This window comes from Mesorhizobium sp. Pch-S, from assembly GCF_004136315.1.
Classification (GTDB): domain Bacteria; phylum Pseudomonadota; class Alphaproteobacteria; order Rhizobiales; family Rhizobiaceae; genus Mesorhizobium.
This window is the reverse complement of record NZ_CP029562.1, coordinates 178,601-202,973: the sequence shown is the minus strand read 5'-3', so window position 1 is coordinate 202,973 and position 24,373 is coordinate 178,601. Positions and strand designations below refer to the sequence as shown.

The window sequence follows — 24,373 nt, the reverse complement described above, 5'->3', positions numbered from 1 at the left end:
ACCGTTACACACTTTTCCTGGAATCTAGCTCACCCGGTTCCTTTCCACGGTGAGATGCGTGAAGCCGGCATTGCCGACCTCGGCCAGGTCCACAGTCACCGGCTCTGCCCAGCGCTTGCCGATGATGGCGCCATGCAGCACTTCCTGCAGCACGTTGTCGGTGATGATCGCCGGCCCGGCACCATCGACGACGCTGACGGCTATACCGATCCCTGCCTTGCGCACGACATTGCCCGTCGCCACCACATTGCGCAGATATGGCCCCCAGCCGAGCTGCATGCCGCATTGGGGCGCGTTTTCCACCACATTGCCGGTCACCGTGGTATCGGCCTCGACACCGATGCCGATGCCGAACCCGCCGACCTCCGCCGGGTACGGGCCCGTGGTGGAAAGATTGCGCACGATGTTGCCGCTGCAGGTCGCCATGCGCCCGCCTTCGTTGAAGTTGACGATCGAGATGCCGTTGGCCGCGCCGTCGACGACATTGTTGGCGATCGCTGCGCCTTCGAAGGTGAATTCGGCATAAAGCGCGGTCTCGCCGGAGCGCAGGCAGCTGTTACCGGTAATCTGTACGTTGGAGCCGGAATTGGCACGGATCGCTGAAAAGGCGCAGTCGCTGACGATGTTGTTGGCGATGAGGACACCACCGGCGCGGAAGACGTTGATGCCGTTGCCGTTCTGGCCGGTGCCGCCATTGCGGGCGCCGATCCGGGTGATGCGGTTTCCAATGACCATGGTGCCGTCTTCACCAATCTGCCAGCGGTGCACCAGGATGCCGCCATTGGCGCAGTCGCCGACGGTGTTGGCGCTGATCGCGAGGCCGGTAGCGTCCACTGACCAGATGCCGGCATCCGCGGCACCTGTGATGGTGCAGCGTTCGATGCGCCCGGCCGTGCGTTGCAGCGCGATGCCGTTCTTGGAGGCGTCGTTCACCTGGCAGTCGTCGATTGCAAGGACTTTTACCGAGCGCAGGTCGAGAAGGCCGGAAACGCTTTCGCCGAGATATTGCTTGGCGCCGTCGAAGACCAGGCCCGAAAAGGCGATGTGGTCGGCATTCTCGGCCGACAGGAATGGGCCGCCGCCGCCATGGATCAGCCGGGTGGCTCCGGCAGTGCCGCTGAGCCGCACGCGTGGCGGCAGCGCGATGCCGGAGACGATATAGGCGCCCGGCGACAACAGGATTGGTTGATTGGCGTCGCTGGCTGCTTTCAGCATCTTGCCGAAAGCCTCACTCTGGTCACCGGCTGCGCCTGGCCGCACGCCGAAAGCTGCAGGGTCGATGCCGCCTGCTCTTGCCGAAAGCTGCTTCGTTGCCGTCGGCTTGGCCGCTGTTGCCACATTCGCCGTCAGCCCTATCCCGGCAGCACCGGCGGCGAAGCCGAGGACGTGGCGTCTGTTCAGCATCGGTGCGATTCCTTGTTTTCCAGGTTGCCAGGCAGGAACCGTGCCATGGTGATGAGTGGCTGGCTAGGTGGGCCGTCATAAAGAAGTCGGGGCAATGTCCTGTGCTGCTCGGCGGCTTGTTAAGCTGGCTAGCCAGTCTTAAGTTCCTCTTATGAGCAGAGCTTTCACCCGCGAAGAAGACAGCGAAAACGCCATCGCCGGCATTGGCGAGCGGCCAGTCAGTGCGCATCGCAATCTCGTCACCGTGGATGGCCTGGCGATGATCGATGCCGAAATGGCCTCGTTGCGCGCTGCGCTGGCCAATGCCGAAGCGGACAGCGACCGCGAGCGTATCGCGCTGGTTTCACGTGACCTGCGCTATTGGAACGCGCGGCGCGAAAACGCCGAACTCTCCGTTCCAGAGCCCGATGGCAGCGTGGTGCGCTTCGGCATGAGCGTGACGCTGGAGGATGATGCGGGCAAGGCTGTGACATGGAAGATCGTCGGCGAGGACGAGGCCGATCCAGCCAAAGGTTCGATCTCGCATGTTTCACCGATGGCACTCGCGCTGTTCGGCAAAAGCGTGGGCGACACGGTGGCGGTCAACGGCCGGGAATGGGAAGTGGTCGGGCTGCAGTAGCCGATCGTCAGAACCATACCGGTTCTAGTCGAGCAACCTGTCCACCAGCCGTTCCGCAGCTTCCGGGATCACCGTACCCGGTGGGAAGATTTCGGCGGCACCGGCCTTCAGAACAGCATCGAAGTCCTGCGGCGGGATGACGCCGCCGGCAACGATCAGCATGTCTTCGCGGCCGAGCTTCTTCAGGACGGCTTTCAATTCCGGCACCAGGGTAAGATGACCGGCGGCGAGCGAGGAAACGCCGACGATATGAACGTCGTTGTCCACCGCCAGCTTGCCGATCTCCTCCGGGGTCTGAAACATCGCGCCAACCGTCACATCGAAGCCGAGATCGGCAAAGGCGGTACCGATCACCTTCTGGCCGCGATCATGACCATCCTGGCCAAGCTTGGCGACGAGGATGCGTGGCTTGGCGCCGTGCTTCTTCTCGAAGACAGCGATCTTTTCCTGCAATCGGTCGACTTCCGGGTTCTCACCGAGTGCAGCGCGGTAGACCCCTGAGATCATCTGCACGGACGCGACATGGCGCCCAAAGGCCTTTTCCAGCGCCAGCGAAATCTCACCGACTGTCGCCTTGGCGCGGGCGGCGCGGATGGCGAATTCCAGCAGGTTGCCATCGCCTTGTGCTGCTTTTGAAAGGTCATCCAGCGCAGTCTCGACGGCACCGACTTCGCGCGTGCCTTTCAGTTGCTGCAGCTTTGACAGCTGCCTTGCCCGCACCTCGGCGTTGTCGATCTTCAGCACGTCCACTTCGATGTCGCGCTCGGGGCGGAAGGCGTTGACGCCGACCAGGACCTGCTCGCCGGAGTCGATCCGGGCCTGTGTGCGTGCCGCCGCCTCCTCGATGCGCAGCTTCGGAATGCCCTTTTCGAGAGCCGCCGCCATGCCGCCCAGCTTTTCCACTTCCTCGATATGGGCACGCGCGCGCGTCGCGAGTTCGTGGGTCAGCCGTTCGACATAGGCCGAGCCGCCCCACGGATCGATGATGCGGGTGGTGCCACTTTCCTTCTGCAGGATGATCTGCGTGTTGCGGGCAATGCGCGCCGAATGGTCGGTTGGCAGCGCAAGCGCCTCGTCGAAGGAATTTGTATGCAGCGACTGGGTGTGGCCCTGGGTGGCCGCCATCGCTTCGATCATCGTGCGCACGATGTTGTTGTAGGGATCCTGCGCCGTCAGCGACCAGCCGGACGTCTGGCTGTGGGTCCGCAGCGACAGCGAGCGCGGGTCCTTCGGTGCAAAGTTCTTCTCGATGAGTTCGGCCCAGAGCAGGCGCGCGGCGCGAAGCTTGGCGACTTCCATGAAGAAGTTCATGCCGATCGCCCAGAAGAAGGAGAGCCGCGGCGCGAATTTGTCGATATCCAGGCCCGCCGCAACGCCGGCGCGCACATATTCGATGCCGTCGGCGATGGTGTAGGCGAGCTCCAGGTCGGCAGTCGCACCGGCTTCCTGCATGTGGTAGCCGGAGATTGAGATCGAGTTGAACTTCGGCATGTTCCTGGACGTGTAGGAAAAGATGTCCGACACGATCCGCATCGATGGTTTCGGTGGGTAGATATACGTGTTGCGCACCATGAACTCTTTCAGAATGTCGTTCTGAATGGTTCCGGCTAGATCTTTCTGCGAGACGCCCTGTTCTTCTGCGGCGACGATGTAGAGCGCCAGGATCGGCAGCACGGCGCCGTTCATGGTCATCGACACGGTCATCTCGCCAAGCGGGATGCCATCGAAGAGCTGGCGCATGTCGAGGATGGAATCGATCGCCACACCTGCCATGCCGACATCGCCTGCGACACGCGGATGGTCGCTGTCGTAACCGCGGTGCGTGGCGAGGTCGAAGGCGATGGAAAGGCCCTTCTGCCCGGCAGCAAGATTGCGCCGGTAGAAGGCGTTGGATTCTTCCGCCGTCGAGAAACCGGCATATTGCCGGATCGTCCAGGGCTGCTGGACATACATGGTCGGATAGGGGCCGCGCAGGAATGGCGACACACCCGGATAAGTATCAAGACTGCCAAGGTCCTCGAGGTCGACCTGGTCGTACCGGCGTTTGACTGAGATGCCTTCCGGCGTCTCCCACGTGCCATTGGTCGTGGTGGACGGCGTACGCGGCGCCACCCAGTCCATATTGCTGAAATCTGGGATCAAGCCGTTCCTCCGGCCACCGCCAGGTCGTCACGGACCGGCGGCAGCGCTTCGCAAAATACGGTGCCGTCGGTCGGCACGATCCGCGGCTTAGCGTCCAGCGTCTCTACCGGCCGTTCGGTCTTCAGCGGATGCAGTGTGGTGCCGACGATGGCGCGTTCGCCACGATGATAGGCTTCTGCTCGTGCCTTGCGGGCGGCGGCGATGCGGGCCTGGATATGACCATCCTTCAGGCTGGAAAGCACACCGCCTTCTTTCTCGATCTGCTGGAATTCCTTCCAGGCTGCCTCGCACAAGCTGTCGGTCAGCGCTTCGATGCCACCGGAACCGAAAGCCGGGTCACCGACGTGGTCGAGATGGCTTTCGCGGGCGACGACAAGCTGCGTGTTGCGGGCAACGCGGCGCGCGAAGGCCGCCGGCAGGCCATGCGCGATGGTGTGCGGCAGGATCGAGATCGAATCGGCGCCCCCGACGGCCGCGGCGAAACACGCGATGGTCGAACGCAGGATGTTGGTTTCCGGGTCGAGTGCCGTGACCATCCGGTAGGACGTCTCTGCGTGCACGCTGGCTGGCGTCGGCTGGATGGAACTGGCCTCCAGCACCCGCGTCCACAACCGGCGCAACGCCCTGATCTTTGCGATCGACAGGAACTGGTCCTGGTCGATCGAAAGCGCGAAGCCGATATGAGGTGCAGCGTAGATCAGGGCCTGCCGTGCTTCCTCGAACAGCCGCAGGTAAGACACGGCCGAAGCGAGCATGATGCCGAGTTCCTGCGCTTCGGTGGCGCCGGAATTGTGGAATACGCGGCCGTCAGCCTCGAGCAGGACACCGGGCACGTCCATGGCGAAGAAATGCGCCAGCGACTGCGGCATTGAAGCCTGCAGCGCCTCGATCGACATGCGCAGCCGACCGGTGCCGGCGAAAATCGCCGCCGGATCAATGCCAAAGGAGAGGTTGAGCCTGGCCGGGTCGACGCGACGCTTGGCCAGGAATGCGGTGAGCCAATCGGCCATGGCACGGCTTGCTGGGTGTACGTCGACACGCAGGTAAGTCTGGTCCAGCGGCACGCCTTCCAGCACGCGCTCAATCGTGTCGGGTGCATAGGGCAGGCCGTAGCCGAACGCGTTGGGGGCGCCCTCAAACACCAGAGACAGTCCGGTGGCGCCCTGCGCTATGTCTTCGCTGACCTGCAGGCGGGCCCGTTCGACATCAGGGTCATCGACACGTTGCGAGATGATCCAGGGCTTCAGCGGGTTGGCGCGCAGGCTGTGCTCCCGACCCGCAGCCCGTTCATAAAGCGGGTCGATGCGGATGCCGTCATCTGTCTGCGAAACCAGCTTCTCTTCGAAGGAGGCACCAGCCAGGGCCTTCTCCGCCAGCGCAAGCCAGCGCTGCCGCTGCGGATTGTCGGGTTCGCTCGGTTCGTCGATGGCTTTGCTGCCCATCATCTATCCTCGTCTGCCGGCCGCATCAGCCACTTTCAAATCACTCTAAGGTCCATTGCCGCGCATCGCAATGCGGCCAATGTCGCAAGGAGGTCACTAACGCCTTTGAATTTGGTGGTTGCGTTACTATACCTGCGACGGGACTGGTTTGTGACGATTTGCACAGCGGCTTTGCGGAGACGAGACATGGCTGACGAGACAAGCATCTTCCTGGGCGCCAGCCGCAAGCCGGACGACAGCTACCAGAGGCCGGAAAGCCTGCTGTTGCGCTACGGCAACCGGCATGGCCTGGTCACCGGCGCCACCGGAACCGGCAAGACCGTGACACTGCAGATCATGGCTGAAGGCTTCTCGAATGCCGGGGTTCCGGTTTTCTGCGCCGACATCAAGGGTGATCTCTCAGGCATTGCAGCGGTCGGAGAAGCCAAGGACTTCCTGGTCAAGCGCGCCAAGGACGTGAAGCTCGATCCTTATGAGTTCCAGGAGTTCCCCGTCATCTTCTGGGACCTGTTCGGCGAGCAGGGGCACCCGATCAGGGCCACGGTCTCGGAGATGGGACCGCTGCTCCTGTCGCGGCTGATGAACCTTACCGAGGCGCAGGAAGGGGTGATGAACATCGCTTTCCGCATTGCCGACGAGGAAGGCCTGCTGCTGCTCGACATGAAGGATTTGCAGGCGCTGCTCGCCAACATCGCCGAACGCGCCAGCGAAATTGCCGCCCGTTTCGGCAATGTCACCAAGCTGTCGGTTGGCGCCATCCAGCGCTCGCTGCTCATCCTGGAGCAGCAGGGTGGGGCCAATTTCTTCGGCGACCGGCACTGCGCATCGCCGACATCATGCGCACCACACGCGACGGCCGTGGCGCGGTCAATGTGCTTGCGGCCGACAAGCTGATGGGCAATCCGCGCCTCTATGCCACTTTCCTGCTCTGGCTGATGTCCGAATTGTTCGAGCAGCTTCCCGAGATCGGCGATCCCGACAAGCCGAAGCTCGTCTTCTTCTTCGACGAAGCACATCTTCTGTTCGACGACGCGCCCAAGGCGCTGATCGACCGGGTCGAGCAGGTGGTGCGGCTGATCCGCTCGAAGGGCGTCGGCGTCTACTTCGTCACCCAGAACCCGCTCGATGTACCAGAAACGGTGCTGGCCCAGCTTGGCAACCGTGTACAGCACGCGTTGCGTGCCTACACGCCGCGTGAGCAGAAGGCGGTGAGGACGGCAGCCGATACCTTCCGTCCCAATCCCGATTTTGACTGTGCCAAGGCGATCACCCAACTCGGGACCGGCGAGGCGCTGGTCTCGACGCTTGAGGAAAAAGGTGCGCCATCCATGGTTCAGCGCACACTGATCCGTCCGCCGTCGTCGAGGCTTGGCCCAATCACCACCGACGAGCGCCGCAGGCTGATCGCCGAAAGCCCCGTCGCCGGCCAGTATGACGAGACCGTCGATCGCGAATCCGCTTTCGAGATCTTGCAGAAGAAGGCGGCCGAAGCGCAGGCACCTCAGGAAAGCGGTTCTGGTTGGACATTGCCGGATTTCGGCGGCGGCAGCCGCCAGCCTTCCGGCCAGTCGCGCGCCCCGCGCCCATCGAACCGGCAAACCGTCACCGAAGCCGCGATCAAGTCGGTCGTGCGTTCGGTCGGCTCCTCGCTCGGCCGTGCAATCGTGCGCGGGATCCTGGGCAGTCTCTCACGCCGCTGATCTTCCGAGGCTTCGTCGCGGATTGCCGGGATGATGGTCGCACGCCGGTCCTTGCGTACAGAACGTCTCGTTCTGAGGCCGACCATTGCTGCGGATGCCGACAGGGCCTTCGCGATCCAGTCGGAGTGGGATGTGGCTCGCATGCTGCGGATGGCGTCGTTTCCGCCAGACCTGCAAGAGATACGACGATGGTTTCACGACCAGCCACGCGAATGGCTGGCGGGTGAAGCCTACCGGTTCGCCGTGGAACGGGAAGGACGAATGATTGGCCTCGTCGATATCGACGAGATCGCCGACCGCGTTGGCAGCCTGGGCTATTGGTTCGACCTTGCTGCGTGGGGACACGGGTTTGCGTTTGAAGCGGCACGGTCTGCTGTGCATTTTGCCCGTGAGGATGCCGGGTTCGAAGGACTCAAGTCCGGGCACGCAGTCGACAATGTCGCATCCGGGCGGGTTCTCGCGAAACTTGGCTTCAGTTTCATCGACACCGTCGAGGTTTTTTCCCGGTCGCGCGGCGAGATGATTGATCAGCGTCGCTATGCGCTGAATTTCACGACCTGATCGCTATTTAACGCGCAGAAGTGACCGCTTCGGGCTGGCCGTTTCCTGACAGGATCTGCGCCGTGCCCAGCATGGCGTTGCGGAACGCGTCGTCAAAGCTTACGCCGCGCACCTGCCAGCGATAATCCTTGCCGTTGGCAAGGAGCCGCCAGTCAGCAACCCAGCCAAGTGCTTCGTCGCGCCACGCCATCGTGCCGGCAAGGACCAGGTCGCCGCCAATGGTTTTCGCCATGCTGGCCAGTGCTTCCGGCTTCTTGTCCCGGGTCGAGCGGATGTTGTCTTGCCCGGGTAGAACCAGCGGTATTCCGGCCTGTCTGGCAGCCACCATCAGGGCTGTGCGCATGTCGGCCGCGTTTGCGGCATCGCTATCCCTGGCTAGCGCGAAACCGTTGCCTTTCATCGGCTTGACGTCGAAGAGCGCGACGATTGCGGGGCGCTGCGAACTCCACGGCTTGCGTGTCAGAGATGCCAGCAGGGCATCGATCTTGTCGGGCTCGAAATCGGTGGTGAGATACTGCGGCCGGTCGTAGGTGCCTTGCTCGTCATGCGGCGGCCGGTTGTTGAGCAGGTCGCGATAACTGAAGTCCTTGACGTAGTCGGCCGCACGGGCAGCCATTTCAGCAACGCGCGGATCGCTGGTCAGCCTTGGATCGCCGGAAACCTTGACCAGCACCTCCGTGAGGCTGGGCGCCAGCGCTCGCACACGGTTCGCTTCCCCGAAACCGTTGGTCACCGACTGTGCGCGGTAGAGGTCGGCACGGTCAATTTCCTTTGCATTGGCGCTGCAGCAGGCTGCAGCCACGAGTGCGACCGCCGCCAGAAAAACGAATTTCAAACGTCCCCACATGCGCCATGTCTCCTCCAGAGCGCGATGGCAGCAGCTTAGAACATCATTCCGGGAAGTGCAGATTTTTCGAACAGGATCGGGTGCAAGAGAAAACAGCCGCCACCTGGCGGGGTGACGGCTGTCTCAAAGAGGTCGTTTCCGGTCGCGTCAGCTAGAACCACGAACGGCCGGCGGGGCCGAGAAGGCGCGCCTCGGGCACGCCTTCGTCAATCGGGATGCCCTGTTCGTCAGGGGCCGTCGGGGCAACGGGGCGGCCGGCGACATCAGTGACGATCACCTTGGCACCGTTCTTGACCCGGTCGTAGAGGTCAATGACGTCCTGGTTCATCAGGCGCACGCAGCCAGACGAGACAGACTTGCCGATGGAACTCCACTCCGGTGAACCGTGCAGGCGGTAAAGCGTATCTTCGCCGTTCTGGAACAGGTAGAGTGCGCGCGCGCCAAGCGGGTTCTTCAGGCCGGGCGGCATGCCGCCATTGTCGGCGCTGAACTTTCTCAGTTCCGGCTGACGCTGGATCATTTCTTCAGGTGGCGTCCACTTCGGCCATTTGCGCTTCCACTGCATGACCGCGCTGCCCGACCAGGCAAAGCCAGCCCGACCGAGGCCGACGCCGTAGCGCAACGCACGGCCGCCAGGCAACACGACATAGAGGAAATGCGTGGAGGTCTCGACGACGACCGTACCCGGCTTTTCGCCGGTCGGGTCGGGAACCACCTGGCGCAGGAACTGCTGGTCGATCTTGCGGTAGGGAATGGCGGGGATTTCGTAATTCTCGTCCACGACCGGCCCGTACATGACCGCATATTCCGGCAGTACCGGATCCGGCGGCGGAGGAGGGGCCACTGGCGTAACGGGCGGCGGCTCCTGGGAAACGGTGGTACAGGCGGCGAGTGCCATCGACGCGGCACCGACCAGGGCGGTGTTCAGAAACCCGCGACGGGTCATCGGGAGGGCAGCTGGCGTCTTGATCATGATGGCCTTGGAATAGTTCGATATGTCGAAGAAAGCGTGAACGGGCCAGAGCCCCGAAAGGTTGCTTTCTTTTCAGTTGGGCGCGATAGGCGTTTCTGAATCGGGCGGCAAGGTGGACAAAAAGAGGCGAGGCGATGACAGGCGGTCCACTGTTGCTGATCGGCAACGCCATTTTGAGGTGGACCTGCGGATTCGCGACGGTTTCCAACGCGCCAGCGCTTGCGTAGCCTGCTCTTGGTCCGTGTAGGCAGCGATCCGATCACATCTGCGTGACGATCTCCGGCGGATGCCGGATGGCGGCTCCATCATCCTGGCCTTACCAAATCTGACCGATGCCGGTTGACGGGGTCGTTGCCGCACGCCCAATCTCTGCAGCCTTATCGCGGCAAGAAACGGGACGTGACGATGACTTTGGCAACGGCAGCGCTTTCAACCACCTGGACCTACGTCGATGGCGACTGGCATGAAGGCAATGTTGCTCTTGTTGGCCCGCGCAGCCACGTGTTCTGGCTGGCGTCCAGTGTGTTCGACGGTGCACGCTGGTTCGAGGGCGTTGCACCGGATCTCGACCGCCACGCTGCCCGCGTCAACGCGTCGGCCGTTTCGCTCGGCCTGGAGCCGACCAAGACGCCGGAGGAGATCATCGGCCTCACCTGGGACGGGCTGAAGAAGTTCGACGGCAAGACGGCTGTCTACATCCGGCCGATGTATTGGGCCGAACACGGCGGCTACATGGGCGTGCCCGCCGACCCGGCATCGACACGGTTCTGCCTCTGTCTCTATGAAGCGCCGATGTTGCCACCAGCCGGATTTTCGATCGGCGTGTCGTCGTTCAGGCGCCCGTCGCTGGAAACGATGCCAACGGATGCCAAGGCTGGCTGCCTCTATCCCAACAATGGTCGCTCGATCCTTGAAGCCAAGGCGCGCGGTTTCGACAACGCGCTGGTACTGGACATGCTGGGCAACGTGGCCGAGACCGGTTCGTCCAATGTCTTCATGGTCAAGGACGGTCATGTCTACACCCCGGCTGCCAATGGCACCTTCCTTTCGGGTATCACCCGTGCGCGCACGATCAAGCTGCTCGCCGACTATGGCTTCCGCACCACCGAGAAGACGCTGACGGTGAAGGATTTTCGTGAGGCGGACGAGATTTTCTCGACCGGAAATCACTCGAAGGTGGTGCCGATCACTCGCTTCGAGGACCGCGATCTGCAACCTGGTCCGGTCGCCAAGAAGGCGCGGGAGCTTTACTGGGACTGGGCCCATTCGACACCGGTGCATTGAAGGCTCATGCGCGTCGCGATCTTTCAGCCTCGCGCATTGCGCACCGGGCGTTCGATTTTGCGCGTGTCGTTATCGCAAAACCGCTACACACTTGGGCGCGACATGCTTTAGAAGATGGCCGACGCTTCGTTTTTCGGAGTTGTCGCTGATCGATCCAACCCTATCTTAGTTCGGTATCGACACTGAGTTTTTTGCCACAAGGGAGTTTATCCATGGCCTTCGAATTGCCCGCCCTGCCTTACGATTATGAGGCGCTTCAGCCCTTCATGTCGAAGGAGACGCTGGAATATCATCACGACAAGCACCATAAGGCCTATGTCGACAACGGCAACAAGCTGGCTGCCGAGGCTGGTCTCGAGAATCTGTCGGTCGAAGAGGTGGTGAAACAGTCGTTCGGCAAGAATGCCGGTCTCTTCAACAACGCTGCCCAGCACTACAACCACATCCACTTCTGGAAGTGGATGAAGAAGGGCGGCGGCGGCAACAAGCTGCCCGGGGCGCTGCAGAAGGCAGTCGACAGCGATCTCGGCGGCTACGACAAGTTCAAGGCCGACTTCATTGCCGCCGGTACCACGCAGTTCGGTTCCGGCTGGGCCTGGGTTTCGGTCAAGAACGGCAAGCTCGAAATCTCCAAGACCCCGAATGGCGAGAACCCGCTCGTCCATGGCGCGACCCCGATCCTCGGCGTCGACGTGTGGGAACATTCCTATTACATCGACTACCGCAACGCGCGCCCGAAGTATCTCGAGGCTTTCGTCGACAGCCTCATCAACTGGGACTACGTGCTGGAACTCTACGAGAAGGCCTGAAACGGTCTTTTCGTTCCAGAAAAGCCCCGCGAGAGCGGGGCTTTTTATTTTTGAAATCAAGAAATTGTACCGGATCTTGGCAGGGGCTTCAGGTCGTTCACCGGAAGTTCAGAACGCTGGCGGTGGATATTCGGGAATTTTTACGCCACCTTGGCCGTTGTCCGCAGGCATATGCCTCACTTTCAATCACGGAGCCCACGGAATGAGAAAGCTAGTCCTCGCCATCTCAATGCTCGCCTTCGCCGGTTCGGCAGCCTTCGCCGATCCGATCGCCGACCGAGAGGCTTCGATGAAGGAACGCGGCAAGATCGTCGGCGGCCTGTCCAAGGTCGTCAAAGGCGAGGAAGCTTTTGATGCTGCTGCCGTGCTGGAGCAGTTGAAGGCGCTTGAAGCCAATGCCGACAAGTTCGACGTGGCCGTTTTGTTCCCGGCCGGCAGCGATCAGGGCAAGACGGAAGCCTCGCCGAAGATCTGGGAAGACATGGCTGGCTTCAAGGCCGCCGAAGACAAGTATCTAGCCGATGTGAAGGCTGCGGTTGCGGCAGCTCCTGCCAATGTCGACGCATTGAAGGAAAGCTTCGGCAAGGTCGCAGCCAATTGCGGCGCCTGTCACAAGGTCTATCGCCTGAAGAAGAGCTGATCCGGTGCTGGGAAAGATAGCCGGCGCCGTGGTGGCGCTGGCTGCGGTCGCCGCGGGTATCGGCTGGTGGCTGTCGGAGCCGGTTCGGCTGGCGGCAGGCGACGTGCAGGCGCTCGGCCAGGGCGACGCCGGGCGCGGCGAGCGTATCTTCTATGCCGGCGGCTGCACCTCCTGCCATGCCCGGCCCAAGGCCGAGGGAGAAGCCAGGCTCGAGCTCGTCGGCGGGCTTGAGTTGAAGACGGAGTTCGGCACCTTCGTTGCTCCCAACATCTCGCAGGACAAGGCCGATGGTATCGGCGCCTGGTCGATGGAAGACTTCGCCAATGCGATGATGCGCGGTGTCTCGCCAGCGGGCGAGCATCTCTATCCGGCGTTTCCGTATCCTTCCTACGCGCGCATGAAGCTGCCGGATGTCGCGGATCTCTATGCCTTCATGAAAACCTTGCCAGCCGTGCCGGGCAAGGCGGCGGAGCCGGTGCTGTCATTCCCCTTCAACATTCGCCGCGGCATCGGCCTGTGGAAACAGCTGTACCTCGACAGCAGCCCGGTGGTTGCATTCGCTGCCGACGCGCCGGCCGATGTGCTCGCCGGCCGCTACCTGGTTGAAGGACCGGGGCATTGCGGCGAATGTCATACCCCGCGTGACATGTTCGGGGGAGCGAAGAAGGCCGAATGGCTTGCCGGCGCGAAAGCGGCCGAAGGTGGCGGCGTCGTGCCGAACATCACCGGTGGTGAGGGAGGCATCGGCGACTGGTCTGCCGCCGACATCGCCAATTATCTCGAAACCGGCTTCACGCCGGAATTCGACTCGGCCGGTGGCGCCATGGCCGACGTGCAGGAAAACATGGCAAAACTGACGCCGCAGGACCGTGCGGCGATCGCGGCGTATCTGAAGGCCATTCCGGCGCACAAGGATGGATACCAGGTGGCAAAACCGCAGAGTTAAGGCATTGCGGCGCCTGCATGGAAGGGATCGCGCCAGCGGCTGCCCCGCCATGGCGCGGCGGGGCAGGTAGAGGTTTATCCGCGCGGCTGCAGCAGCACCAGGGCCGCCGTTACCGCTGCGAGAATGGCGGTAAGGGTCAAAGGTCCCGAAGCGCCGTAGGTGTCCACGATATAGCCGCCGACAACCGCTCCGGTGGTGATGGCGACCTGGAAGGACACCACCATCAGGCTGCCGGAAGCCTCCAGCGCGTCTGGCGCCGCGCGCGACAGATTGGTCGGCAACACGACCGGCGCCATGCCGAAGGCGAAGCCCCAGAGCGTGACGAAACCGAAGGCGATACCGATATGCGCGCCCCATAGCACCAGCGCGAGCGCAGCGAGCCCCATCAGGATCGAGGTGGTAACCAGCGCCATGCGGATGTTGGCGTCCGCCATGCGTCCGCCGGCAACGTTGCCGACTACTGCGGCGATGCCAAAGCCGAGCAGCGCCAGCGCGATCGGTCCGGTGCCGAGCAGGGTCACCTTTTCAAGGAACGGACGCACATAGACCGAACCCGCGAAGTGCCCGGTCATCAACACGAGGATGGCCAGCATGCCGAATTGGATGCCGCGCCGGCGCGTCAGCCGAAGCACGTCGGCCAGGCTGTTGCTTGCGGCCGCCGGCAGGGTCGGCAGGCTGATGAACTGCAGCACCATGGCAAGCGCGGCGAGCCCCGCCGTCATCGCCATGGCGACACGCCAGCCCAGCCAGTCGCTGATCAGCGCGCCGAGCGACGGCGCCGCGATGGTGGCCAGCGAGACGCCAAGGGTGACGATGGCCATGCCCCGTCCGGTCGCGTTCGCGCCAACCAGCCGCGCCACGACCGCGACCGAAAGCGCCCAGAAGGCGCTGATCGAGATACCCAGCCCGGCACGACCCAGCAGCAGCAGCCAGAAGTCCGTTGCCAGTGCGGAAAGAATGTTGGAGCCGATCGCCAGCGCGCTGAGGACGATCAGCACCGTCTTGCGGTTCAATTTGCCGATGAGAACGTTGCTCAGCAGCGCTGCCACCGCGCCCACCGAGGCGGTGGCGGTGACGACTTGTCCAGCCGTTCCTTCGCTGATGCCCAGATCGCGCGCCATTGGTGTCAAAAGGCCCGCCGGCAGGAATTCAGCCGACACCAGCGCGAAGCTGGTGGCGGCCATCGACAGAACGGCGAGCCAGGTCGTGGCGCTCCAGGACGTTTCTTCCGACGCGTCCGGTTCGACATCTATCGCGACGCGATCAAGCGATAGGGTTGTGTCCGTCATATGAAGGTCTCCAAGGTTTGGAGCTCTTCATAAACAAGCTTATCAGGATGATCTGTATCTTAAAATCCGAATTCCATGTCCGTTCGTCCGGAAATTGTGCGCCGCACAACACCAGGTGAGACGTTGGTGATGCGCTTGAATGCGCGCGCGAAGGAGGCTTCGGACTCATAGCCCAGGCGAGTGGCGACTTCGGCGACCGAAAGATCGCCTTGTCCCAGCAATTCCTTTGCGAGCTGCATGCGCAGGCGGGCCAGATAGTGCGCGGCACCTTCGCCAAGGATGGCGCTGAAGCGCTCCGCGAAAACCGAGCGCGATTGGCCGGCCAGGCCGGCGAGGCTTTCCAGCGTCCAGTTATGACCGGGGTCGCGGTGCATTGCCACAAGCACGCGCCCGATATGGGGGTCGCGAATGGCCGCGAGCCAGCCGGTGGTCGAGCTGTCATTGCACTTGACCCAGCAGCGTATCAGCCGGGCGGTAAGCAGGTCGGCCATACGCGACAATATCGTGGCGCCACCCATCTTGGGATGGCATGCCTCCTGCGCCATGGCCTCCAGCAGGGGGCTGACGATCGGGTCGTTGGCGGCCACGTCGCAGCCCTTGATGATAACGGGCATCAGGCTGATCAGCGGGTGCAGGGCATAGGCTCCCAACGCCATCGAGCCACAGAACAACACGCTGGCGGCGCCTTCGCCCTGTTGCACGACTTCACAGACATTGCCGCCGTGCTGGGTCACTTCGCAACTCGTCATGCAGTTGCCGGTAACTTCCGGCGAACTGGCCAGGCGATGCTCGACGCCTTGTGGCAGCAGCACGAGGTCGCCCGCGCGCAATTCCTGCCAGCCCTCGGCCTCGGTGTGTACCCAGCAGGGCCCGTCGCTGACAAAATGAAACCGCAGCAAAGGTTGCTGGGGAAAGGTGATGCTCCATGGATGCCGGAGCTCGCAACGGCCGTAGCTGACGCCGCTGAGCCGAAAATCCTGGAGGATTTGGCTGAGCGCGTCCGTCGGGACCGGTGGCGGTGACTTGGACGAATAGTGAAGCATCCGGCTATTCTATGTGCCGGTCGTCCGGGTGGCAAGTCGACCCCTACGCGGTCTGCTTGCCCGTTACCTTCAGCGCGAACGCGTAGTTCAGCGCGATTTCCTCCAGTCGCGAGAAACGGCCGGACGCACCGGCATGGCCGGAGTCCATGTTGATCTTGAACAGAACCGGATTGTCACCACTTTTCACCTCGCGCAACTTCGCCACCCACTTCGCGGGCTCCCAATAGGTCACGCGAGGATCGGTGAGGCCGGCGACAGCGAGGATGGGCGGATAGTTCGCCCCGGTTACCTTGTCGTAGGGCGAATAGGCGGCGATCGTCTTGTAGTCTGCTTCCGAGGCAATCGGGTTGCCCCATTCCGGCCACTCCGGCGGCGTCAGCGGCAGTGTCTCATCGAGCATGGTGGTCAGGACATCGACAAATGGTACTTCGGCCACGATGCCGCCGAAAGCCTCCGGCGCCATATTGGCGATCGCGCCCATCAGCATGCCGCCGGCTGAACCGCCTTGCGCCACGATCCGGTCGTGACGGGTGTAGCGTTCGGCCACCAGATGGCGGGCAACAGCAACGAAATCCTTGAAGGTATTTGTCTTCTTGGCTCGCTTGCCGTCCTCATACCAGGCGTATCCCTTGTCCTTGCCGCCACGGATATGGGCAATCGCATAGACGAAGCCGCGATCGACCAGAGAAAGGCAGTTGGTGTTGAACGAGGCCGGGATGGTGATGCCATAGGAGCCATAACCATAGAGCAGGCAGGGTGCCGAGCCGTCGATCGCGGTGTCGCGATGATGGATCAGAGATACCGGGACCAGCTCGCCGTCATGCGAGGGCGCCATAAGCCGGCGTGTAACATAGTGGCTGGCGTCATGGCCCGATGGCACCTCCTGTGTTTTCAGGAGCGTGCGCTGGCGCGTACGCATGTCGTAGTCGAACACCTGGGCCGGCGTCGTCATCGACGAATAGGAGAACCGCACCACGTCGGTGTCGTATTCATAGGAACCTGACAATCCCAGCGAGAATGCCTCTTCCGCGAATGAAATCAGGTGTTCCTCGCCGCTCGCCCGTTCGCGCACCACGATGCGCGGCAGCCCGTCCTTGCGCTCCAGCCGCACCAGAAAATCCTTGAAGCCGATGACGGAGAGGATCAGCCGCCCGGGTTCATGCGGGACGATTTCCTTCCAGTTGGCCCTGACCGGATCGTGCGCGGGAGCCGCCATGACCTTGAAGTCCTTGGCACCATCAGCGTTGGTCAGGACGAAGAAGACGTCGCCGCCTTCCTCCAGGTCGTATTGCAGCCCGGTTTCACGGGCGGCCACAAGCTTTGGTTCTGCCGTCGGATCGCTGGCGGGCAGCAGCCTGTATTCGGATGTCTCATGATCGTTGATGCCGATCATGATCCATTCATTGCTACGCGTTCCGCCGACACTCATGAAGAAGCCGGGATCCTGTTCCTCGTAGACCAGGCGATCTTCTTGTTCGTCGCTGCCGATTGCGTGATAGAAAGTCTTGGAAGGACGATGGTTGGCATCCAGCCTTGTGTAGAAGAAACCGCTGTTGTCTCGTGACCAGACACCGCTGCCGCCGGTATCCGTGATGCGGTCGGCCAGGTCTTTGCCCGTCGCTATGTCGCGCACCAGCAGCGTGTGGAATTCCGAGCCCTTGTCGTCGAACGACCAGAGCAACTTGTTGTGGTCCGACGAGTGATCGACGCCGCCGAGGCGAAAATAGGCCTTGCCTTCGGCCTCAAGGTCGCCGTCGAGCAGGATCTGCTGTTCGCCGCCTTCTCTTGGCATGCGGAAATAGCGCGGCTGCTCGCCGCCAAGCTTGAAGGAGGAGCCATAGGCAAACGGCCCGTCCTTCATCGGAACGGAGGAATCATCTTCCTTGATACGTCCCTTCATCTCGGCAAAGAGCGCTTTTTGCAGCTCAGCCGTGTCCGCCATCAGCGCTGACTGATAGGAATTCTCGGCCTCCAGGTGAGTTCGGATCTCCGGAGCAAGCAGCGACGGATCCTTGAAGACTTCCTGCCAGTTGTCCGCTCTCAGCCAGGCATAGTCGTCGGTTCGGGTGATGCCGTGGTGCGTATCGGCTTGAGGCTGCTTTTTCGCCCGCGGTGCCTCGGCCGATGGGAAGATCGCTTTTAGGGTCATCCATATCTCGTGCTGTCGAATCCAAGGTTTGACTGAACACTCTGGTCGCGTTCCGTTCAAGGGGCGTCGGTGGCTTTGATCGGTGCCGAGGGAGAGCTGTCTGGCCTTGGGAACAGCAGCCGTTGGAAGAACCTTCCGTCGACACTTCCGAAATAGTTCAAGAAATTCTGCAGGAGTGTCGTTGATTAGGGGCGGGGGAGAACCGGAAATGTGTACATAGTACGAAAAATATCCATTCGTCCAAGAATATTTGCTTGTTTAGTATTAATATAGTCAGGCAATGAATTGACTTACTTGCCCATCAAGTCCATTAAGGCTGCGTGACACGACTCATGGGCGCGCCCTGTTGAGAATCGTGCGACGCCCTCTGAAGAATGGGCAACACTTAACTCTCGTTGGGACCAGAACGATATGGATATTGCGGAAACGCCTCCTAGAAATAGCGATATGCTGATCGAACTCACCGCGGACGTCGTTGCCGCTTATGTCAGCAACAATCCCGTTCCTGTCGGTGAATTGCCTAATCTGATCGCAGACGTTCACGCTGCCCTGGGCAGAGTGGGTGGAACGGTGGAACAGCCGCCTGCTGACAAGCAGAAGCCGGCCGTCAACCCGAAGCGTTCGGTTCATGACGAATACATCGTCTGCCTTGAGGACGGTAAGAAGTTCAAGTCGCTCAAGCGTCATTTGATGACCCACTACGGGCTCACCCCGGATCAGTATCGCGAGAAGTGGGGCCTGGATGCCAGCTATCCGATGGTGGCACCGAACTACGCTGCCGCCCGCTCGCAGCTTGCAAAGAAGATGGGTTTGGGTCGCAAGCGCAAGGGACGCTGAATCCAGCAGTCGATCCTGGAGTATCCCGTCGAGTATACTTCGGGTATAGTGTTGAACGGCGCCTTTCGGCGCCGTTTTTCTTTCGCTGCTTGTTCAGGTTATCGCTGTTGCAAGGGCTGCGAGGGCGGCTTGCTGATCCGGATAAAACTCAGGCAGCCTGCGTCAGAGCCGCTTCGGCGTCATGCTTGATGCGCTTGACCATCGAGCGCAGCCCATTGGCCCGCTGTGGCGAAAGATGCTCGTCCAGCCCCAGCGTTTTCAGCGTGGCTTCCGCGTCGGTCTTGAGGATTTCGCTGGAAGGGCGGCCCGAAAACAGTGCCAGCATGATCGCCACCAGCCCGCGTACGATATGCGCGTCGGAATCGCCCTGGAATGTCAGGACGGGATCCGTATCGCCGCTGCGTTCGGTCGTCAGCCATACCTGACTGACGCAGCCGGGCACCTTATTGGCAGGTACGCGAGCGCTTTCCGGGAATTCAGCCAGCGACTCGCCCAATTCGATCACGTAGCGATAGCGATCCTCCCACTCGTCCAGCAGGGAGAAGTCGTCGCGGATGGCGTCGATTGTTGTGGTCATGCAGGCGATATAGTCACGACGCTCGAGACAGTCACGGAAAAAGAAAAACCGCAGGTGCCGAGAGGGAGGCAGCCTGCGGTGATGCCGGAGGTCGGCAAGGGAAAATCAAGGCGCGGAATATGTCAGCTGTTCGGGTCTGGACGGGCCGACGGCGTCGGGATGACGCTGCCGGTAATGGTCGCCTGGTCGGTGACAGGAACGGTTTCAACCGGGCGCGCAACCTGCTCGGCAGGCTGCTGATCGAGCATGTCGGCAGCGATGCGAGCGGTTTCCTGGGCGCGCACGCCGATCGTGTGCATGGCGGCCTTTCCGGTTTCGCAGACATCGGGCTTGCGTTCGCACATGCCGGCAATGTCGCCGACGGCGTCGCGTGCAGCCAGCAGTGCCTGGATCGGATTGACGCTCTCACGGCCCTGTTCGCCGGAGCCGATGCCGAAAGGCAGGGCGAGCAGCACCAGGGAGAACCAGAACGCGGCTCTGAGCAGGAAGAACATGGTATGACCCTCTCTCGTTGTGACCGGGTCGTGCATTCTTGTGCCGCGACCTCGTTTGTTGAGAGTGATCCTGACACAGTCGTACAAAGGACGGCTTGCAGCCCAACAGAGAATTTTCTTCAAATTTTAGACGACCGGGTAAGGAACGGTTTTTGATTTAAGCAATGCTAAATTGAGAGCGGTCCCGTTAGGGTGGGAGTAACCATCTAACTGATTGTCTTTGAAGATCTTTTTTAATGTGGTTTTTAGCCGGCGCGAAAACGGGCATCGGGTCCGCGACCCTATCCGGCTAACCCTGCGTTTACCATGACCGCAATCGGCTGGGCATGCGGGCCATTCGATGCCGATATTCGCCGTGGAGATGTCGTTGTCAGGCTTCGTTTTATTCATTCCTTAAATGCTGGATGCGAGTTTCAGACCAACCAAAAGTGATCTGCAAAGCAGACAGTTGAGAGTGCGTTGCGTTGAACTCTATTGCGACCCGATACGCTGACTTGCCCGATGCCGTGGCTGCTGGCTGCGAGCGTCTCGTGCACACGTCCGTGATCGATCCAATGGCACGCCGCATGCAGCGTCGCTTTGTCGGCCTTATGTTTGCAGCGCCATTCCTTGCTGCGAGCATGGCGGTGGTTCTGGTCACGGCAAGGCTGGGTGCCGGCGTGACCGTAGCCACCATATTTGCAGTCTTCGGACTCTCCTGGTTCATGGCGTTGTTGGTAGCCGCAACGGGTCGGCTCGTTCCGTCTGCAGGCGCAGCGCTCGGCTTGGCATCCGTTGGCCTGGCTGGTTTGATTGCGGCTGGAGGCGGGTTGGCTTCGCCGCTGCTGGTCCTGGTCCTGGCTCTCCCGGTGGAAGCTTTCTTTGTCTGTGGCCGCCGCCGCTCCGTAGGCCTTGGTGTCATCGCCGCCATTGCAACCGTTGCCCTCCAGTTCGTGCTCACCCCCCTGCTGCCGGTGGAAGCGCCTGCAGCGTGGCATTGGCTTTTCCCGGTCGCCTGGGGGCTCACCCTGCTGCCGCGCATGCGTGGGTTGGCGCTGACTTCGGAAGAGCCAGCGCAGGAGCAGGCGCGCCTCGAGGATGTCATCGACGCGGTCGTATTGCGTATAGGCCTGAACGGAGAAGTGGCGGATGCATCTTCCCAGTCGCGCGTCCTGCTGAAGCTCGCGCCGGAGCTGCTTTCCGGTAGCGGTCTGTTCGACCGGGTCCACCTTGCAGATCGCGTTGCTTACCTGTCTGCGCTGGCCGACATGCGCGAAGGTGCTGTTCTGCGTCGCGTCGAATTGCGCATACGTTTGCCGAAGGGCGATACCACCGATCTCGGTGCCAACCACAGGCCGTTCCTGCTGGAGTTGATGCGAGGGGGTGACGACCTCGTTGCGCTGCTGCGCGCCAATGACGAGACAGTCGACCTGAGGGAAGCCCTCGATGTCGCGCGGGAATCCGCTGCCGGTGCCGATGTCGCCAAGGGCCGCTTCCTCGCGGCTGTCAGCCACGAGTTGCGCACCCCGCTGAATGCGATCATCGGTTTCTCCGACATGCTGCTCAACGAGATCTTTGGTGGCTTCAAGGATCCGCGCCAGAAGGAGTACGTGGAGCTGGTCCGTGATTCCGGCCAGCATCTGTTGGCCGTGGTCACCTCGATCCTCGACGTATCGCGTATCGAGTCGGGCGCATATTCAGCGCAGCCGGAGCCTTTCCGTTTCGTCGACGCCGTCGAGATGTGCCAATCGATGATGCGCATCCAGGCTGAGGCAAAGCACATCAAGTTGACCACGCAGATTCCGGCCGACGCCGGCGAGATCAACGCCGACCGTCGTGCCGTGCAACAGATCCTGATCAACCTGACCTCGAATGCGATCAAGTTCACGCCTGATGGAGGCGCTGTGTCGATCGGTGCGCGCCGCCTTGGTTCGCGACTGCATTTCTGGGTGAGTGACACCGGCATCGGCATCGCGGAGGCCGACCTCTGCAATCTCGGCAAGCCGTTCATGCAGATCCAGAACGACTATACCCGTCGCTTCGAGGGCACCGGGCTTGGCCTGTCCCTGGTCAAGGGATTGGTCAGCCTGCATGACGGCACGATGTCGATCGAAAGCGCACCAGGCGAGGGCACCAAGGTGACGATCAGCCTGCCGATCGATGGTCCGAAGGGCGGTGCGTCCAAGCCGACAGTTCTGCCGCTCGCGCAGCCACGGAACGAAAAGGAGGCCGGCCTTGGCCCGCTCCGTAAAACAGCCTAGGAAGGGCACGCGAGCCAAGCAGCGTCCCGGCATGCTGCAGGCCGGGACCGCGGCGCTGGGTGAGGCGATCGCCAACAATCCTGTTCTGGTGGGCGGCTCGACGGCTTTCCTGGTGACGCTGTTCTACGTCTCGGCCAATGCACTCTGGTACCAGCCCGGCCTGCATGCGGGCGCCTTTTTTGCCACCCGCAGTTACCAGCATTTCCCGGCGCCGGCACAGGTGGAGCCGGAAACCACGATCAATATCGAACGCCCTGAACCGCAGGCGTCCGCCGCGCAGGGCACGACTTCTCCGGTTGCCGTCATCGCCAAAAGCGACCCGATCGTGCAGCGTGTGCAGGGCGTGTTGAAGGATATCGGCTACTACGATGGCACCGTCGACGGTCTGACCGGGCCTGCGACGCGCAAGGCAATCGAGGCCTACCGACAGAAGATGGGCTTGCCGGTTTCCGGTAACATCGATGAGGCGCTGCTCGACCAGCTTGGTATCGCGGCCACCACTGCGTCCGTGGTGCCGCAACCTGCGCCGCGTGACGAAGTGGCCGGGATCATTGGCAATCAAGCCGGTACGGCCCCGGTGCCTGGCCAGCAGAAGCTCGACGCCCGGATCGTGAAAATCCAGGCCGGCCTGCGCGCTTTCGGCAACAACGATATCAAGACCGATGGGGTCATCGGGGGGCGCACAAAGGCTGCCATCCGCGAGTTCCAGTCACTTTTCGGCCTGCCCGAAACCGGCGAGCCGGATGAGGCGGTGTACGCAAAGATGCGTGAGATCGGCCTGACGAACTAGGTTTTCCTCGCTGGACAGCAGCGTACGCCCTGCTACAGCAATCAATCCATGACCAGCAACATAGACTGCGGCCCTCCACGTGGAGACCGGGCATGCGCGTAACCACCGATCTCTGGGTTTCGGCCATGGTAAGACGGGTCTTTTCCTCCAGCGGCTTCGCGGCTGTCATTCAGCGCGGCGCGACCGAGGCCGGCGCCGTCTTTGTGCTGACGCGCGATCGCTTCGGCGAAGTGACGCTGTTCGGTCCGGCCCCGCAGACCAGCTATGACGAAGCCAGGCCTGACGAGCGCCTGTTCGGCAGGCTCGAAACGACACTGGACGAAGAAGCCGTCAACACCAGGCTGGAACGGGAACGAAAATTCGATCCCGACATCTGGGTGGTCGAGGTCGAGCCGGGCTCGGTTCCGATCGAGGAACTGATCGCGATCAGGACTTCTTGAAACTCTTGCCGAATTTCGGCTGTACAGCGACGGGCCTGTCTGAGTTTGCCGTCGTCTGCCGGGCATCGCGCAGGCCGGGCGACATTGCCTCGAGCTGCCATTGGCTGAGCTGATTGCGAGCGACCTCTGGTGGCAGCAGCCGATAGCGGTCCAGGAACAGGCGGATCGCCTGAGGATGCGGAAACTGTTGCGGAAGGACGGCAACGGCGATCAGGAAAGCATGGTCCTCGCCAAGCTCGAGTACACGCAGTGCCGAGAGCAGCCGTGTAAAGTCATTGGCCATGACGATGGAGTGGGCTGTGGCGAAGTCGATGCGCAGCGCATCGGCCAACGCGGTCTGGAAGAAGGCCAGATTGCCGCTCAGCGCCGTCTCGCGCAATTTGGTGTAGGGCGTGGCGTCACGCACTGCGGCGGATGTGCCGCGTGTTTCGGCCATGATCGTGCGCAACCGGTGACGGACGCCTTCAGCGGCCTCACCCGGTTCGGTGGTGGTGCGGTCATTGATTTTGGGAGCGGCGTCTTCGGCAGGCTGAGCTAAGGCCAGTTTTGGCCTTTCGAGCGCGCGGATCAGATGCGCAATGGCCGGATTGAGGTCCTTGCGGCGGCCAATCGCCCGCGCGTGTGGCAACCCGTGCCGACCGATCAGGGCGATGAGGTCGACATCACCGAGCACCGCAGAGCGGATCAGCAGAGGTGCGGCGACGTCGACCTTGCATTCGGCCAGACGCAATATCAGTTGTCGTGGAGCATATTCGGTTTCCGACAGTGCGGCTGCGCCAAAGCGCAGCGCTTCATCGGGGACATCGTCGAAGAGAGGCAGCGCAAGATCTTCCAGTTGCGCGATCTCGCGTCGCGAGGGACGTGGCAACGAACAGAACGCTGAGATGGCGGCGCGAAACAGCCGCTCGGCCTTTCGCGTTTCGGTCCGCATAGCGATTTGCCGGAAATCGGAAGAAGACACGGGTTACGCCTGTACAATTCACACCAGTACGCCGTCGCTTGCTACAGAGCCGAGCCGGCCGTCAAACGCGCGAACAATCTTCAAATTAGCGACCATCCGTTAGCGCTACGTTAACCCTCTGAGAGCCTAATCACAGAAGGAGGCGTTGCGTTTGTGCTCTGGGTACAACCTGAGAGGAATGCGCGA

21 protein-coding genes and 1 pseudogene are annotated in these 24,373 nt (G+C 61.9%); 11 read left to right on the top strand and 11 right to left on the bottom strand.

The genetic code is table 11. From position 1 onward, the window contains the following. Positions 1-24: 24 nt before the first annotated feature. A complete protein-coding gene (locus C1M53_RS00955; RefSeq protein ID WP_129410521.1) occupies positions 25-1,404 on the bottom strand; it encodes a TIGR03808 family TAT-translocated repetitive protein in 1,380 nt (459 codons plus the stop codon). A 151-nt stretch (positions 1,405-1,555) separates the two neighbouring features. Between C1M53_RS00955 and greA the strand changes: the two genes are divergently transcribed. After that, positions 1,556-2,023, top strand: a complete 468-nt coding sequence (gene greA, locus C1M53_RS00950; protein WP_129410520.1) for a transcription elongation factor GreA — start codon at positions 1,556-1,558, stop codon at positions 2,021-2,023. A 24-nt stretch (positions 2,024-2,047) separates the two neighbouring features. Here the strand turns inward: greA and scpA are convergent, their stop codons facing one another. Then, a complete protein-coding gene (scpA, locus tag C1M53_RS00945; RefSeq protein WP_129410519.1) occupies positions 2,048-4,165 on the bottom strand; it encodes a methylmalonyl-CoA mutase in 2,118 nt (705 codons plus the stop codon). Beyond that, positions 4,162-5,607, bottom strand: coding sequence for a methylmalonyl-CoA mutase subunit beta (locus tag C1M53_RS00940; RefSeq protein WP_129415966.1), 1,446 nt, complete (start codon positions 5,605-5,607; stop codon positions 4,162-4,164). Before C1M53_RS00940 ends, scpA begins: the two co-directional genes overlap by 4 nt. Before the next feature lie 186 nt (positions 5,608-5,793). Here C1M53_RS00940 and C1M53_RS00935 point away from each other — a divergent pair. Both C1M53_RS00935 and C1M53_RS00930 read left to right on the top strand, forming a co-directional pair. Continuing rightward, positions 5,794-7,307: pseudogene (locus tag C1M53_RS00935) on the top strand (helicase HerA-like C-terminal domain-containing protein). Positions 7,308-7,337: 30 nt separating this feature from the next. Then, positions 7,338-7,868 (top strand): GNAT family N-acetyltransferase, encoded by a 531-nt coding sequence (locus C1M53_RS00930; protein ID WP_129410518.1) that lies wholly within the window; start codon positions 7,338-7,340, stop codon positions 7,866-7,868. Positions 7,869-7,875: 7 nt separating this feature from the next. Here the strand turns inward: C1M53_RS00930 and C1M53_RS00925 are convergent, their stop codons facing one another. Further along, positions 7,876-8,715 carry a DUF2066 domain-containing protein gene (locus tag C1M53_RS00925; RefSeq protein WP_129410517.1) on the bottom strand — a complete coding sequence of 280 codons (840 nt, stop codon included), beginning with the start codon at positions 8,713-8,715 and terminating at the stop codon, positions 7,876-7,878. Positions 8,716-8,866: 151 nt separating this feature from the next. Continuing rightward, complete coding sequence (locus tag C1M53_RS00920) at positions 8,867-9,688, bottom strand: L,D-transpeptidase (RefSeq protein WP_129410516.1); 822 nt, start codon at positions 9,686-9,688, stop codon at positions 8,867-8,869. A gap of 405 nt (positions 9,689-10,093) precedes the next feature. On the opposite strand from C1M53_RS00920, the gene C1M53_RS00915 reads away from it, so the two are divergent. From C1M53_RS00915 to C1M53_RS00900, 4 genes are all read left to right on the top strand, one after another. Beyond that, positions 10,094-10,972, top strand: coding sequence for a branched-chain amino acid aminotransferase (locus C1M53_RS00915; RefSeq protein ID WP_129410515.1), 879 nt, complete (start codon positions 10,094-10,096; stop codon positions 10,970-10,972). A 212-nt stretch (positions 10,973-11,184) separates the two neighbouring features. Further along, on the top strand, positions 11,185-11,781 hold the full coding sequence (locus C1M53_RS00910) for a superoxide dismutase (RefSeq protein WP_129410514.1): 597 nt from the start codon (positions 11,185-11,187) through the stop codon (positions 11,779-11,781). Positions 11,782-11,983: 202 nt separating this feature from the next. After that, a complete protein-coding gene (locus C1M53_RS00905) occupies positions 11,984-12,421 on the top strand; it encodes a cytochrome c (protein WP_129410513.1) in 438 nt (145 codons plus the stop codon). A 4-nt stretch (positions 12,422-12,425) separates the two neighbouring features. Next, entirely contained in the window at positions 12,426-13,367 is a 942-nt protein-coding gene (locus C1M53_RS00900) for a cytochrome c (RefSeq protein WP_129410512.1), read from the top strand. 74 nt (positions 13,368-13,441) lie between these two features. Here C1M53_RS00900 and C1M53_RS00895 read toward each other — a convergent pair whose 3' ends face one another. Genes C1M53_RS00895 through C1M53_RS00885 form a run of 3 tightly spaced genes read right to left on the bottom strand, consistent with a single transcriptional unit; the run spans position 13,442 to position 17,848 of the window. Next, positions 13,442-14,656: an MFS transporter gene (locus C1M53_RS00895; protein ID WP_129410511.1), complete on the bottom strand. Its 1,215-nt coding sequence runs from the start codon at positions 14,654-14,656 to the stop codon at positions 13,442-13,444. A 59-nt stretch (positions 14,657-14,715) separates the two neighbouring features. Beyond that, complete coding sequence (locus C1M53_RS00890; RefSeq protein ID WP_129410510.1) at positions 14,716-15,699, bottom strand: AraC family transcriptional regulator; 984 nt, start codon at positions 15,697-15,699, stop codon at positions 14,716-14,718. Positions 15,700-15,742: 43 nt separating this feature from the next. Beyond that, a complete protein-coding gene (locus C1M53_RS00885; RefSeq protein ID WP_129410509.1) occupies positions 15,743-17,848 on the bottom strand; it encodes a S9 family peptidase in 2,106 nt (701 codons plus the stop codon). Between the two features lie 411 nt (positions 17,849-18,259). On the opposite strand from C1M53_RS00885, the gene C1M53_RS00880 reads away from it, so the two are divergent. Further along, the gene (locus tag C1M53_RS00880; protein WP_054308879.1) at positions 18,260-18,685 is read left to right on the top strand and encodes a MucR family transcriptional regulator; all 426 of its coding nucleotides are present in this window, start codon (positions 18,260-18,262) and stop codon (positions 18,683-18,685) included. Between the two features lie 148 nt (positions 18,686-18,833). On the opposite strand, the gene C1M53_RS00875 is transcribed toward C1M53_RS00880, so the two are convergent. After that, the gene (locus C1M53_RS00875) at positions 18,834-19,262 is read right to left on the bottom strand and encodes a SufE family protein (protein WP_129410508.1); all 429 of its coding nucleotides are present in this window, start codon (positions 19,260-19,262) and stop codon (positions 18,834-18,836) included. A 122-nt stretch (positions 19,263-19,384) separates the two neighbouring features. Continuing rightward, positions 19,385-19,756 carry a DUF5330 domain-containing protein gene (locus C1M53_RS00870; RefSeq protein WP_129410507.1) on the bottom strand — a complete coding sequence of 124 codons (372 nt, stop codon included), beginning with the start codon at positions 19,754-19,756 and terminating at the stop codon, positions 19,385-19,387. 554 nt (positions 19,757-20,310) lie between these two features. On the opposite strand from C1M53_RS00870, the gene C1M53_RS00865 reads away from it, so the two are divergent. From C1M53_RS00865 to C1M53_RS00855, 3 genes are all read left to right on the top strand, one after another. Then, the gene (locus C1M53_RS00865) at positions 20,311-21,996 is read left to right on the top strand and encodes a HAMP domain-containing sensor histidine kinase (RefSeq protein ID WP_129415965.1); all 1,686 of its coding nucleotides are present in this window, start codon (positions 20,311-20,313) and stop codon (positions 21,994-21,996) included. Then, positions 21,971-22,786, top strand: a complete 816-nt coding sequence (locus C1M53_RS00860) for a peptidoglycan-binding protein (protein WP_165358011.1) — start codon at positions 21,971-21,973, stop codon at positions 22,784-22,786. The genes C1M53_RS00865 and C1M53_RS00860 overlap by 26 nt, the downstream gene beginning before the upstream one ends. A 92-nt stretch (positions 22,787-22,878) precedes the next feature. Further along, a complete protein-coding gene (locus C1M53_RS00855) occupies positions 22,879-23,226 on the top strand; it encodes a DUF1491 family protein (protein WP_129410506.1) in 348 nt (115 codons plus the stop codon). On the opposite strand, the gene C1M53_RS00850 is transcribed toward C1M53_RS00855, so the two are convergent. After that, entirely contained in the window at positions 23,213-24,157 is a 945-nt protein-coding gene (locus C1M53_RS00850; protein WP_129410505.1) for a hypothetical protein, read from the bottom strand. The genes C1M53_RS00855 and C1M53_RS00850 overlap by 14 nt on opposite strands. Between the last annotated feature and the right edge of the window lie 216 nt (positions 24,158-24,373).

Bases quoted from the DNA above. Each gene is read 5' to 3' on its own strand.
- C1M53_RS00890 (WP_129410510.1), bottom strand. From the start codon at position 15,699: ATGCTTCACTATTCGTCCAAGTCACCGCCACCGGTCCCGACGGACGCG.
- C1M53_RS00925 (WP_129410517.1), bottom strand. From the start codon at position 8,715: ATGTGGGGACGTTTGAAATTCGTTTTTCTGGCGGCGGTCGCACTCGTG.
- C1M53_RS00940 (WP_129415966.1), bottom strand. From the start codon at position 5,607: ATGGGCAGCAAAGCCATCGACGAACCGAGCGAACCCGACAATCCGCAG.
- C1M53_RS00880 (WP_054308879.1), top strand. From the start codon at position 18,260: ATGGATATTGCGGAAACGCCTCCTAGAAATAGCGATATGCTGATCGAA.
- C1M53_RS00850 (WP_129410505.1), bottom strand. From the start codon at position 24,157: ATGCGGACCGAAACGCGAAAGGCCGAGCGGCTGTTTCGCGCCGCCATC.
- greA (WP_129410520.1), top strand. From the start codon at position 1,556: ATGAGCAGAGCTTTCACCCGCGAAGAAGACAGCGAAAACGCCATCGCC.
- C1M53_RS00905 (WP_129410513.1), top strand. From the start codon at position 11,984: ATGAGAAAGCTAGTCCTCGCCATCTCAATGCTCGCCTTCGCCGGTTCG.
- C1M53_RS00915 (WP_129410515.1), top strand. From the start codon at position 10,094: ATGACTTTGGCAACGGCAGCGCTTTCAACCACCTGGACCTACGTCGAT.
- C1M53_RS00870 (WP_129410507.1), bottom strand. From the start codon at position 19,756: ATGTTCTTCCTGCTCAGAGCCGCGTTCTGGTTCTCCCTGGTGCTGCTC.
- C1M53_RS00875 (WP_129410508.1), bottom strand. From the start codon at position 19,262: ATGACCACAACAATCGACGCCATCCGCGACGACTTCTCCCTGCTGGAC.
- C1M53_RS00930 (WP_129410518.1), top strand. From the start codon at position 7,338: ATGATGGTCGCACGCCGGTCCTTGCGTACAGAACGTCTCGTTCTGAGG.
- C1M53_RS00910 (WP_129410514.1), top strand. From the start codon at position 11,185: ATGGCCTTCGAATTGCCCGCCCTGCCTTACGATTATGAGGCGCTTCAG.
- C1M53_RS00920 (WP_129410516.1), bottom strand. From the start codon at position 9,688: ATGATCAAGACGCCAGCTGCCCTCCCGATGACCCGTCGCGGGTTTCTG.
- C1M53_RS00855 (WP_129410506.1), top strand. From the start codon at position 22,879: ATGCGCGTAACCACCGATCTCTGGGTTTCGGCCATGGTAAGACGGGTC.
- C1M53_RS00885 (WP_129410509.1), bottom strand. From the start codon at position 17,848: ATGACCCTAAAAGCGATCTTCCCATCGGCCGAGGCACCGCGGGCGAAA.
- C1M53_RS00895 (WP_129410511.1), bottom strand. From the start codon at position 14,656: ATGACGGACACAACCCTATCGCTTGATCGCGTCGCGATAGATGTCGAA.
- C1M53_RS00955 (WP_129410521.1), bottom strand. From the start codon at position 1,404: ATGCTGAACAGACGCCACGTCCTCGGCTTCGCCGCCGGTGCTGCCGGG.
- C1M53_RS00865 (WP_129415965.1), top strand. From the start codon at position 20,311: ATGGCACGCCGCATGCAGCGTCGCTTTGTCGGCCTTATGTTTGCAGCG.